The 13,594-nt window shown below is 31.5% G+C and carries 7 protein-coding genes; all 7 read right to left on the bottom strand.

Annotated features, from left to right (window positions below; translation table 11 throughout):
* Positions 1-113: 113 nt before the first annotated feature.
* Positions 114-1,154, bottom strand: coding sequence for a GntR family transcriptional regulator (locus AXE80_RS06165; RefSeq protein WP_068828715.1), 1,041 nt, complete (start codon positions 1,152-1,154; stop codon positions 114-116).
* 160 nt (positions 1,155-1,314) lie between these two features.
* Entirely contained in the window at positions 1,315-3,774 is a 2,460-nt protein-coding gene (locus AXE80_RS06160) for an endo-acting ulvan lysase-like protein (protein ID WP_068825442.1), read from the bottom strand.
* Between the two features lie 67 nt (positions 3,775-3,841).
* Positions 3,842-5,248 carry a sulfatase gene (locus AXE80_RS06155; RefSeq protein WP_068828713.1) on the bottom strand — a complete coding sequence of 469 codons (1,407 nt, stop codon included), beginning with the start codon at positions 5,246-5,248 and terminating at the stop codon, positions 3,842-3,844.
* Positions 5,249-5,258: 10 nt separating this feature from the next.
* Positions 5,259-6,743: a sulfatase family protein gene (locus AXE80_RS06150; RefSeq protein WP_068825440.1), complete on the bottom strand. Its 1,485-nt coding sequence runs from the start codon at positions 6,741-6,743 to the stop codon at positions 5,259-5,261.
* Positions 6,744-6,751: 8 nt separating this feature from the next.
* Positions 6,752-8,392: a sulfatase gene (locus AXE80_RS06145; RefSeq protein ID WP_068825438.1), complete on the bottom strand. Its 1,641-nt coding sequence runs from the start codon at positions 8,390-8,392 to the stop codon at positions 6,752-6,754.
* A 162-nt stretch (positions 8,393-8,554) separates the two neighbouring features.
* On the bottom strand, positions 8,555-10,051 hold the full coding sequence (locus tag AXE80_RS06140; protein WP_068825437.1) for a sulfatase: 1,497 nt from the start codon (positions 10,049-10,051) through the stop codon (positions 8,555-8,557).
* Positions 10,052-10,055: 4 nt separating this feature from the next.
* Positions 10,056-13,535, bottom strand: a complete 3,480-nt coding sequence (locus AXE80_RS06135; RefSeq protein WP_206208148.1) for a glycosyl hydrolase — start codon at positions 13,533-13,535, stop codon at positions 10,056-10,058.
* Between the last annotated feature and the right edge of the window lie 59 nt (positions 13,536-13,594).

Genomic DNA, 13,594 nt, shown 5'->3' with positions numbered 1-13,594 from the left:
TTGATGTAATTATATTATGTAATACTCTCAAAATTATAATAAGAGCGGGTTACCTCTATCCTGTACTGTACTGTTGATTGAAAAAAACAGTAGATTTATTGATTATTCAGTATTTAGATAGAGTTTCTATCTATGAAATTAAAAGGGATTTTAACCTTTCCTTTTTCTTTATTTAAAATCATTTTGGCTGTAGTTTCTCCCATAATTCTAAAATCAGTTGACATAACTGTAATGCCTAATAACTCTTTTAAAGGTGTATCGTTATATGAAATAACACCAATATCTTTTCCTAACACATACTCTTCTTCCCTAATTTGTTTGATGAGTTTTACCAAGTCAGATTCTTCAATAGTTATAAATAAATCTCCTCTTTTTAAAATGATATCATCATACACTTCATCAAGAATTTCAAAGTTTAATTTGTTTTGTACACAAAACTTTCTAAAACCATGCAGAATTCTTTTTGGATACGGATATACTGATTTTGAAGGATAAACTAATATGATATTTTCGTATTTAGTAATTTTAGTTACTCCTTCACTTAGTGCATTATAAATATCATTTTCAAAATCTTGATATACTTCAATAATATCGCCATCATTACCTAGTTTTATATTATCTAAAACAACTAATTTTTCTTTAGGTATTTTTTGTATGGCTTTATATACTTCATCAGTAATGGTTATATGTTTTAAATCATCTGTTTTAAAATGAGTCATAACTACATAATAGTCATAGCTCGACTTGTATTTATTTAAGAGGTTTAAAAAAACAGATTCATCACAATGATAAACATGAATATCTACATGTGAGTTTGCTCCAATAGTATTTATAAATGATTCGTAAATTCTAGTTTTATAAGGACTTAGTTTGTTTACTAAAAATAGAATATTGACTTTAGATATTAATTTGGTTCTAGAAATATAATATCCTTTCCCTCTAATAGAACATATAATATTGCGTTGTTTTAATATACTATATGCTTTTTCTACCGTATCTCTAGACAAATAAAACTCCTCGCTAAACATGTTTATAGATGGAATTTTTTGATCCATTACAAAATTACCTTCGGATATATTATAAATAATGGAGTCTACAATTTGTTTGTACTTGGGAACTCTTGAATTTGTATCTATTTTTATAAATTCAAACATATCTTTAATTACTTTGTGGTATGAATATAACAATTAACACCATATTTATAAATGATATCCTTGATATTTTTATAACAATAAGCACAAAAGTTTTTTTAGTTGATATCTAAAAAACATATCAGATATCAAAAAAAAAGAGAAGTCATATGACTTCTCTTTTTTAATTAAATAATTTAAAGGCTTTATTTTCATCATCACCTGTAATATGATATGATTTAAAACTAAGGTCTTTTCCATCACCAATATAAAGACTAATAGTTTCTTTATCATCTACTTTATCTACTCTAACAATTCCAAATCGTCCAGTAAATTTTATATTTAACTTTCTATCAAAGTAAACCTCATTAGCATTATCTTGAGAAATAACATAATCTGTTATGATATGGTTTTTTACTTTTGAAACTACCTTAGAACCTACAGTTTTACTACCAGTTATTAAAGGTTCTACATTTTGAATACTAGTTTCTTGATGATTTGAAGGTTCTAAAACAGTTATAAAAGGTCTATCCCAAGCTTCTCCTTTTTGTTTGATGGCAAGTACTTGCGTTTTTTTATTTTCATAACCATTTTTAGCTTCTCTTGTTGGTGGTGCTAATGCTTTTGTGTATTCTCTCTCTATACCTTCTGGAACAAACATATGCATGTAACGATTGTCTTCTTTTATATGAAAACTAATATTTACGGCTTCTTTTATTGGTTTGGTAACTTGTGTATTTTCAAAATAACGCCAACCTGGAGATTGTACAGGGTCACCAATATCATTTTGATAACGACTTGTTTCTTTAACATCTAAAACCTTTCCATTACTATTTTTTATGATTGTATTATCTCCAATATTGTGATAAATATAATCGTGAAATTTATTCTCATCCATAGATTTAGAACGAAAAACATCTACATAATAAGCTGTTTCATCACTAGTACGTACAATGCTTAAAGTACGTTCTTGTTTAGCCTTATTAATTTCATCATTTAAAAACTGTGTTGCAAAATTAAAATTTGGACTTATGGGATCTTCTAAATGTTTTGGTTCAGAAGTAATATTAACAACTTTATTTTGCCATACATAAGCGCCATCTTTCCATGACCCTGGTTGAATACCATGAGAAGTTCCATTAACAATTACTGTATTATTTCCTGCATATAATCTAAAATAATTTTCGTGTAAAGGAATTCTTCTTTCTTTTACCGTTTTAGGCAAACCTGCGTTAGGAGCCATTACATATCCTGCTCCATAAAGTTCCATCGTTATTCCAGTTAAGTGAGAGTGTACATAATGTGCTCCACCAATAATTCCACACAAACCATATAATTCATTATCCTTTTTTACGTAATTACGTTGTAAAGCAATACCTGCGTGTTCTATTAAAACAGTAGGTTTTTTAAAATCTATTTGTCCATTTGTTAACTCAGGAATATCATTTCCCCAAAATAACTTTAAAGGCTCTGAGTTATTAAAAGTAGAAGGTGAAATCTTTGGATGATAATCTCCTTCTCTATTATACGCTTGTCTAAGTGCTACCTCTGCTTGCTTTTCCAAATCTTTATAACCTCGTCTTTTAGCTAAATTAAGTGTGTAGATATACAATTTTTTAGTACCATCATGATTTCTTTTAGAATCTCCATATCTAACAAATCTACCATCAGGCATTCTTAAATTATCAAATAAAAAATTTCCTTTAAAAATATTTTTATATCCTTTAGTTTCATCCATTTCTGGAAAAACTCTATCTATTATGTTTAAAACCATAGTTACGTCCGGCATAAAACTATAGCTTGTAGATTCTGGCCATATACCTTGTTTACCAAACATAGGTAAAATGGTGTTTTTAAAAGAATTTTGATGAGCAGTTCCTTTTTCCCAAAATATATTAAACAAGCGTTCTCTTTCTTTGTCATCCTCTACACAAAGAATTCCAAAAAGTACTCCTGGTGCTGTTAAAATTGGATGGTTTGAAATAAATTTACCATGTTTATCAGGATGACCATATTCTTGCAATGTACTTCCAACCATGTTAGTAATGGTTTTTTGAAACTTACTTTTATCAAAAGATGCTCTTTTTTTAGTAGACTCATTATAAACTTTGGTTTTTGGATTGTCTAAATAATTATAAAGAAAATCGTAAGCCAAAGCAAACTGCGCATAAGAAGTACGTGGGTCGTAAAAATGATTTCCGCAAATAGTGGTGTTTTCGGGGCTTCTTTCAGATAAAACAGACACATAATGCCATAATATATCTGCTGAAAACTGAGCATATTTTTCTTCTTTTGTTAAAAAATATAACATAGCAGCATAAGAGGCATCTGTAAGCACTGCTGCGTGCTCATTTACAGTTGTTGCTTTAAATTCTGTTAATTTATTATCCGCAGGTATCTCTGGAATAGTTGATAAAATTGCCAAAGGATTCTTTTGATGTTCTTCTACTTTTTTATCTACAAAACGATGTAAATCATTAGACATCTTTTTTGCCCAATCATATTTATCTATTTTCTCCAAAACATCGCTTCTTTCTTCTTCTGTTACCCATATAACAGGATGTTTTAAAGATTGAGCAGTTATATTTAATACTACTAAAAACATTCCCGAAAAGAGAATTGTTTTAACTTTTAATTTTATCATATTACTAATATAATTTTATTATTTCAAAAAATATTCACCCCACTTTAATCTTAACTCTTTAGCCAATTTACTTATAACTTTTGGCTTGTTTCTGCTTTATCTTCAATGCATTTCGCATGCCTTTAATCACCTTATTATAGTTAGCATCTGCTGCAACATTCTTATTTTCTTCAGGATCCAGTTTACGATTGTATAACATCTCCTCTCCATTTTCATAAAGAGAATAGGTAAAGTTTTCGGTTACAATAGCATCTGCCACTTTAAAGCGCGCATAAACGTTTTTTCTAAACGTTTGCTTAGGATTGTCTAGAATGGCTTTAAAACTTTTTCCCATAATGTAATCAGGCGTAGCTAAGTTGGCTAGATCACAAAGCGTAGGATAAATATCAACGCTCTCTACCAATGCCTCAGTTTGTTCCCCTTTTACTTTCCCTGGTACTTTTACAATTAACGGTACCTGCAACGCATTATGTAAAGTATTGTGTTTACCCCAAAACTCGTGCTCTCCAAGATGCCAACCGTGATCTCCCCATAATACAACAATGGTGTTTTCAGCTAAACCGAGGGTTTCCAACTCTTGAAGCACTTCTCCTACCAACTGATCTACATAACTCACACAGGCATAATAACCGTGACGCATCATTTTATGAAATTCGTTGGTATTCGGCTTATAGTCTCCAAAACTGTAGGACTTAAATTCGCCACTACTACGTAATAACTTAGGGGCATTTTCTGGTAAATGTCGGTTATCGGCTACCTCGACTGAATCTCTATTATATAAATCCCAATACTTTTTAGGAGCATAAAACGGCATGTGAGGACGGAAAAACCCACAAGCCATAAAGAAAGATTCTCCTGATGCTTTGAACTTTCGTAAATCGCTTATCGTTTTTTGTGCAATCTTATAATCTGAATACACGCTATCATCTACTTCTGGTGCTTCATAAATACGTCCATTACCAGATTTCATAATTACGTCATTTGTTGTAGGATCATAACTTACACGATGCCCACCTTTTGGCATCCAAGGGTTTTCACTCCAACTTGCTTCCTGAACATCTTTATTATAATGAAAAATCTTTCCGTTAGAAATACTAGTATAGCCAGCAGCCTTAAAAATACCTGGTAAGGTTTTTGCATTTGGCACATCTTCTTGGGCCTTTGCTGTGTAATCTATAAAACGGTTTTTTGTAGGTAAAATACTTGTTAACAAACTTGCTCTAGATGCTCCACAAACAGGAACGTTACAATAGGCACGATTAAAGACAATAGCTTCTTTTGCAAATTGATCTATGTTAGGCGATTTTACTTGCGGTGCCCCATAACAACTTAGTTCAGGTCTTAAATCATCAATAGCAATAAACAATACATTCATCGGTTTTTGACCCTTAACAACTGTCGTTTTTTCTTTTCCATTTTTACATGATGATAAAAATGTTAACAAACCCAATCCGTATATAAATAACCTTTTCATTTTTCTCATTTTACCAGTGTTCAATAACAATATAATCGTCTTTTGTAAGTGTATTTTTTATAGCTTCTGGAATTTTTCGTCTAGGTGTATCTTGATCTAATTTAAATCCTTTATTTCCTTTTGGTGTAATGATTGGAATTCCAATCATATCTTCACTTAAAATATCTCCCTGAGTTTTCATCCAAACAAACATATCTTTAGCTAATTTTTCTTTAATCGATTTATAGTCTAGGTCACTAGCTAAGTTATGTTGCTCAAAAGGATCATTTTGTAAATCATATAATTCTTCAAAAGGTTCGTTTTTATGAGCATTTGCTCCTCTCTTAATAAAATAATCTACATTGGGTTTTCCTGTTAAGTTTTTATCAAGCACTTCTAACGCGTTAAAATTTCTGATATATTTATGACGCTTATCACGAATCATTCTCGATGGAAATATTTCAGAATTTAATATATTTTGATTGGTTCTTACTCCGTAAACATATTCATGAATGTTATTATCTTTTCCTTTAAGCAAGGATAAAAAACTTTTACCATCCATATCAGGAGTTGCATTTCCTCCAGCTATTTCCATAAATGTTGGCAATACATCAGTATAATGAATTAATTGATTAGAGGTAGATCCTGCTTTTATTACTTTAGGCCAACGCACTACAAAAGGCACTTTTAATCCTATATCTTTTACGGTAAATTTTCCTGAAACACCATGATCCGCACTATAAATAAAAAGTGTATTGTCTGTTAAATAAGTGTCTACCAACTTTAACACTCCTTCTAATTGGGTATTATCTTCTTCAATACTTCTGTAATAACCTGCTTTATTTTTAACAAAAGCTTGGTCTGATTTTTTATTCTCGTTAAATGGAAAGAATTTAATATCATCCGCTTTGGCATTTTTTACGTCAAAATATTTACTATGTGGATATTTTGAGGTGATGAACATACAAAACGGCTTTTTAGCATTTTTAAAGTAGTTTTCAATACTATCTAAAGGAATATAATCTCTTGGAACATTTTTTTTAGGAACAGGTTCCCATTCTTTATCCCAATGATAAACATTAGAAGGTTTAACATGACTCTTTCCTGCCAAAACTACTTCATACCCTAAGTTTTTCATATGTGTTGTTACACTTTGTATAGTAGGTTTTGTTGCTGTATGATTGGCAAAGCAACCATTTTTTAAGGGATACTTACCTGTAAAAAGCTGCGATCTACTTGGAGCACAAATGGCCTGTGCAGTAAATGCATTTGTAAACAACATTCCTTCTTTTGCCAAACGATCTACAGCTGCTGTATTCACTTTTTCATTACCATAACAACCATAATCATACACATCTTGATCATCAGCTAAAAAGAACACCATATTAGGTTGTTCGTTTTTATTTGATGTGTTTTGTTTTTCTTCTTCTGATTTTTTTCTATCCTTAATACTTAAACAACTTAATAATAGCAAAGAAGTTACTACAACTAACAGATAAAACTTATTATTTTTCATTCGTACTTTTATTTACAATATTTTTTAATACCATCTTGCTTAGGATAAGCTACTTTTTCTCCATTTTTTGCCCAAGTTCCTGTTGGAGCATTTCTTTTAAGGAGCCACGTTCGTAATTTATTATTCATGATGGTTGCTAATTCTATTATCTGATGACTTGGGTTGTTTTCTAAAAGATTGGTGGTTTCACCAATGTCATTAGTAAGATTATACAACTCATAAGATTCGTCTTCATAACGATAAAATAGTTTATAATGTTGATTATCGGAATGTCTGTAGTGAATAACAGATTGAGGCATATTACGCACATCCATATATCCTGGGAAATGCCAAAACAACTCATTTTTATCGTCAAGCGCATCAGCTTCTCCTTTTAACACAGGGGCTATAGACTTACCATCCAGTTCATGTGTTTGAGAGTTGGGAAGTTTGGCTCCTGCAATATCCGCTAGCGTAGGATAAAAATCAATAGCGTGAATTTCTTGAGTTGTATTTATTGTATTAGGTTTTATAACACCTGGATATCTAAAAATCAAAGGCACACGAACACCACCTTCATAATAAGTTCCTTTTCTTAAGCGTAATGGTGTATTATCTGTCGGTCCCATAAAACCACCATTATCAGAATAAAAAACCACCAATGTGTTATTGGCTATTCCGTCTATTTTATTACCATCTCCATTTGGATCTTCTAAAGCATTTAAAATACGGCCTACCGTCTGATCCAAAAGCTCTACAAAAGCAGCGTAATCAGCTTTTTTATGTCTTGTATCCTTAGATGTTTTAGCTTTGTATTTAGCTTCTAAATCTAAACGTGGAAGTATGGTTACGTGTACGGCATGAAAAGGAATGTATGCAAAAAATGGCGAATCTTTTTGTGACCTATCTTTAATATAATCAACAACAGCATCTCCTAGAGCATCCGTAAGATGTTTTGGAGTTCCTTCTAACAACCAAGGATCATTTCCATTTTTTATAGGCTCTAATACATTTTTAATATATGTAGAGTCATAAGGCTGTGCATAGGGTTTTAACTTTTCGTTCTCAAACATCCAACCTTTAACATCATCCTTTTGTGCAAAAAACTCATTTTTAACTTTTACTCCTTTTACAGTAGCTTTAGTTTCTTTATGCAACGCTAAATTATAATCAACCCCCATATAACTTTCGGCATGTTCTCCCACTTTAATAGCATGAAATTTTCCAAACCATGAAGTATGATAACCGACTTTTTTTAAGGTTTCAAACATAGAAACACACTGCTCTTTTAAATAATTATTTTGATAATGTGGTGTGATTGGTGTTACAACTCCTTTAGAAGCTCTTTTAAGACTTCCAACATTATACACTCCGTTTTGTGGACCTGTAGCATATTGCCCTGAAAGAAGTGCTGCTCTTGTTGGCTGACAATTTTGCTGTGTATATGCATAAGTTAATGACATCCCTTGCGTAGCCAATTTATCAATATTAGGACTTTCATAATACTTAGATCCATTACCTAAACTTGTATTAGGCGAACTTAAGTCTGTCCAACCTAAATCATCTGCCATAATAAAAATGATATTAGGTTTTTCTGCTTTTTTTTGAGAAAAAGTTAATAAAGGTATTGTTGATAAACTAAAGATTATAAGTTTTGAAAATAATTTCATATTGATTCTTTTTTTACACAAACGATGAGAACAGTATCTATAACTAATAATTAGCTATGCTACATTTTCGTTATAAATTTACTTAGATGAATAGCCTGAAGTGTTATGATGTGTACTGAAATAAGATTTATAGCCTTAAACTGAGTTCACCTATTTATATCTTTACTCACCTCTACTTGTTTTATCTTTTTGTTCTACAAAATAAGGTTGAAAAGTATAGTTAGATTCAGAATCCCATTTTGCATTTGTTTGTGGCAAATACTTTTTTAAATCCTCTATTTTTTTCTTGTAAATAGGATTATTAGCCTCATTATACCATTCATTAGGATCTAAATTTTGATTATAAAACTCTTCTGTTCCATCTTCATATTGAATATATCTGTAGCCATTTATCTTTACCGCATGATTATTCATCCCATAGGTAGTTATAGCATACGAATCCTCTATCTTTTCATTATTTTTCATCATTCCCACCAAACTTTTACCTTCATTTTTAGTATATGTAGGCAAACCACTTAACTCTAATAACGTGGGATAAATAGACAACATTTCTACTGGAGCATTTATCTTTTTACCTTTAGGCAAATTAGGGCCTACAAACATTAATGGAGCTTTTGTAGCTGTTTCCCAAAGTCCATGTTTAGCAAAAGTTCCTTTTTCTCCTAAACGATAACCATGATCTGACCACAATACAATAATTGTATTATCGGCATATTTACTCTTTTCCAGTGCATCTAACACACGTCCTAACTCATAATCTACATAACTTACACAAGCCAAATAAGCTTGTATAATTTTTTTCCACTCACCACTATTAATAGCCCACTCGGTTGAAGGCATCATAGGTAAATCATTAATTTTTAATCCAACAGATGGAATATCATTTAAATCATCTAATATGTAAGGAGGAGTTTCTATTTTATCTAACGGATATAAATCAAACCATTTTTGAGGTACATACAAGGGCACATGTGGTCTCTGAAAACCTAATCCTAAAAAGAATGGTTGTTGATAATCTTTACTCAAGCGCTCTTTTACCCAATTTACAGATTGATGATCTGGCATTAAGGTGTCGTTCTCTGGAAAAGCTCCCCAATCTGTATTGGTTTTTCCATACTTCCCTTTTTTTGATTTAGAGGTTCCAAAACCATCCCAAACAAAACGTTTTTCTGGATAAGGACCAAAACCTTTTATTCTACCACCAGATTCATCAAACAAACCATCAGGAGCATGTGTATGAAATAGTTTTCCTATTCCCATAGTATGATATCCATTCTTTTTAAAATATTCAGGAAGAAAAACAATATCTTTTGTAGTATCATTATCTGTCCTACGTATTTTATTATCTGGTGTCATTCCATAAATACCTGTTGTTGATGGACGTAAACCTGTCATAATAGAAGCTCTAGATGGACCACAAAGAGGTGCTTGACAATGTGCATTTGTAAAAGTAACTCCCATAGCTGCAAGCCTATCAAAGTTTGGTGTTTTTATGTTAGAAAAATTACCAATAGGACTAATCATATTATTTAAATCGTCTACAGCAATAAATAATATATTTGGTTTTTTACGTTTTACATTTTCTTTTTTAGCCTTCTCTTTACTTGTACAAGCTAAAGACACTACTGAGATTAATATTATATAGATTATTTTTTTCATCTCATTATATTTTTTTAGATATTGATATATTAATCTTTACAGGTCCTAACAATCCCGAAGTCAATAATTCATCATTCTTATCCCAATGTTTCCACGATGGAAATGTGGTTCTATTACTTGGGCGTTTGGTATTATTTAATAACCAATCTGGCAAGCTTTTCATTTTAGTTCCTTTTCTTTCGTAATCCAACAATAATTCCTCATCCCCAATCAGTCTATTTGGCCACAGATTGGTCACCTTTACTTCTAAAATATTTTTACCAGATTTTACCAAATCATCAATATTTGTTCTAAATGGAGCTTTCCATAAAATTCCAGCATTTTTACCATTTACATATACTTCTGCAATAACTGCCACACTTCCTAAATCTAAGGTTAAGCTATTACCTGATTTCAATATTTTTCTTGATAACTCAAACTCCTTTTTATAAGTAGCAGTACCAGAATAATGACAAATTTCTTCATCAGATGATGTTGACCAAGAAACTAAATCATTAAATGTTGTTGTTTTTAGATTTCCTGTTTTTGATGGAAAACTCACCTCCCAATCACCAGTTAATTCTATAGGTTTAGGTACAGATTTCACTCTTAATGTTTTTGTTTTTCCTCTGGCATTTGTGTAGGTTATTTTTCCTGGATATGCTGTTTTCCAAAACATTTTATCTTTAGCTAAAATAAGTTCTGACTTTAAAATATCTTTTGTTAAATTCAACACTTCTCCTTGTGGAATAATCTCCGTGCGTTCTTCACCATCAGTTTTATAGGTAATACGCAAACCAACTTTATTACCTTCTGCAGTTTTGCCGTTTATTAATGTATTGGTTACAGGAATCTCAAAAGTTTTATTAGATACTAAATCTTTTATTTTTTGGGTGATATTGAATGTTAAATAATTTTTAGGAACGCCTTTGGTTTCTGGTTTAAACTTTCCAAAAACAGCTTTTAAAACCTTTAATTCTTTATCTCCTCCTTTGATGTCTATAAACTCTTTTTCTTTTACAGAAATAATTTTAACCTCTTTTCCTATTTTATATTCCATTCTAAACTCTTTCACATATCCCATAGCAGGATCACAATCGCAAAAATGTCTAGAGGCCTGAATATGTAATTCATTATCTTTTACTTCCGCAGCTACTTTATCAGTAATATCCACCAATCCCTCTTGTAAAAATGTTCCATATTCTGCCTTAACAATTTCCAAACCTGAAAGCTTTTCAGCCTTTATATTCTCTAATTCTACAGAAGTTTTTACTAAATGATTTTTATTTATGGAAGGTTTTCTAAAAACAACAAACACAGATTCTTCCATTCCTAATGAAATAGGGATTGTAGTAGTACCATCAATATTTTCTTTCCAAACAGCAATATTTTTAATTTTTCCTTTTTCAGAACTCCACAACTCTGGTTGCTTGCCAAACACTCTAAAACGTACAGAAATTTCTCTACTTTCTTTTTTTGCGTTGGCTATAAAATAAATATCAGTATTCTTTGTTTTTCTATGGATAAAACTAATATCTGCAGCATTACCTTCTTCTATCTTAAAATCTGTAGGCACCTTGCTTTCTTTTAAGAATTGATTGATAGAAATATCTTTAACCAAACCTGAACTCCATAATTCATCTGACAGTTTTTGAACTATTACATCACTATTTGGATAGTTTTCTAAACTTGGTGATTTTTTAGGACGTGTTCCAATTACTCTTGCTCCTGCTTTTGTAAGTTCTTTTATTTTATAAAGCGTTTCAGGTTTCATCCAACTAGATTCTGGCAAAACCAATACACGATATTTATTACCTACAGAGGAATAAATAGTTCCATTTTTAACTGTTAAACTGGATAATTTATTAGCTCCAATTAAATCATAATCAAATCCCATGGCTTTAATTTCTGGTAATAAAAGAGCATCGTTTGGTGATGACTCTCCTGTAAACACCAAAACATCAGCAACATTTTGACCTTGTTGTAATAAAAACTGAGAACGAGCAATATAATCCATGTAAGCCTTTCCTTGTTTCCACCAAGTATTTAAACGATTAAAATCGGTACCATGATAACTCAATCCTAACCCTGGAGCAACATCCCATGGCTGATGCACATAAGTATGAAAAATAAAACGTGTAATTCCTTGCCCCCAAGCTCTATCTCCTATAGATTTTAACATGGCTGGATGCTCATCCCAACCACCAATACCGGTAAAGGATTCTGCTCCAACAATAGCACTACCGTTTAAATGTGCTATAGAAGATACAAATTTTGGAGAATCAAAAAAAGGATATCCACCGCTCCAAAACTCACACATTACAATATCTCCTGTAGCTCCAACTTGCATGTTATCAAAAGGTCCCCAATAAGGTTCTACAGAAAATTTCATGTTATTTTTATGACACAATTCTCCAAAATGAGCATAATAATTTTTGGCCATTAAATCACCTATAGTCCTTCTAAAATCCCATAAAAAACGCTCGGAAACTTCACCACTTTCTACATAATAACCAGCCAAAATTGGTAAATATGAAAAAAGATGATATCCTCTTAATTTTTCAAACTTTTTATCAAATCCTGGAGTCCAATTGGCTGTTCCAACCTCGTAACTATCTATCAAACAATTATTAACTGTAGTTCCCACCAGATCTCCTAACTTATTAAGAATAGGTTGTATGCCTCCTTGCCAATAAACATCAAGCGCTTTTGTACTCATTTTGTCAACCTCTAATCCATGACCTCCATCTGGTGCAGGATGATTATTTTTACCTGTTGGAGTATGCCCTAATCTTAAAACAACCCATTCTCCTTTAGGAGCTTTCCATTCTAAAACACCATCTTTATTCATTTTTAAAGTCAAATCAATAATTTCATTTTTATTGATAATTCCTGAATTTGGTATTTGTTTGGTGTCTGGTAATAAGTGATTACGAATACGACCTGTTAAATTTTTAAAATCTAAGCCTTCTATTTTTATATCTTCTTTTGGCTTTGGAAACGCCAACACAGCAATATCTCTGTAATAATTTAATTTGGTTTTAGGTTGTGGTAATTGAATTTTAACTGTATTTCCTCCAGCTACAATCATTTCACTAAAAACCGTTGTTTGCATGGCATTTTCTGGAGTTACCCAAGGACCTCCACTAGATGACCAACCTGCGCTATTGTGAAATGTTAATTCTAAACCTAAACGTTCTGCTTCTTTTGCAGCAAAATGAAATAACTCTAACCATTCATCACTTAAATATATTACTGAACCTTTTGGAAAGCCAAGATGTACATTAAACAATTGTGCTTCTTGAATGCCCACTTCTTTCATTGCTTCTAAATCTTTTGTAATTCCAGACTTAGATACATTTCCGCTAACCCAATGCCACCAAGTTCTAGCTTTAGCCTCTTTAGGTGGTGAGTTAAAACCTTTTTCAAGATTGTTGGTTTCAGTATAGCTATGAATAGAATTTTGTCCATGACATAGATTTGTCATCAATAAAAAACTACTCAAAAAAAACAGAGCTTTCATTATTCTCATTAACAAACACTTACTATTTATACACTTATTTT

It is taken from the genome of Wenyingzhuangia fucanilytica, assembly GCF_001697185.1.
Classification (GTDB): domain Bacteria; phylum Bacteroidota; class Bacteroidia; order Flavobacteriales; family Flavobacteriaceae; genus Wenyingzhuangia; species Wenyingzhuangia fucanilytica.
The sequence above is the reverse complement of the archived record's forward strand: the minus strand, read 5'-3'. Positions and strand labels throughout refer to the sequence as shown.

Coding starts and splice junctions, on each gene's coding strand:
- AXE80_RS06165 (WP_068828715.1), bottom strand. CDS start 1,154: ATGTTTGAATTTATAAAAATAGATACAAATTCAAGAGTTCCCAAGTAC.
- AXE80_RS06160 (WP_068825442.1), bottom strand. CDS start 3,774: ATGATAAAATTAAAAGTTAAAACAATTCTCTTTTCGGGAATGTTTTTA.
- AXE80_RS06155 (WP_068828713.1), bottom strand. CDS start 5,248: ATGAAAAGGTTATTTATATACGGATTGGGTTTGTTAACATTTTTATCA.
- AXE80_RS06150 (WP_068825440.1), bottom strand. CDS start 6,743: ATGAAAAATAATAAGTTTTATCTGTTAGTTGTAGTAACTTCTTTGCTA.
- AXE80_RS06145 (WP_068825438.1), bottom strand. CDS start 8,392: ATGAAATTATTTTCAAAACTTATAATCTTTAGTTTATCAACAATACCT.
- AXE80_RS06140 (WP_068825437.1), bottom strand. CDS start 10,051: ATGAAAAAAATAATCTATATAATATTAATCTCAGTAGTGTCTTTAGCT.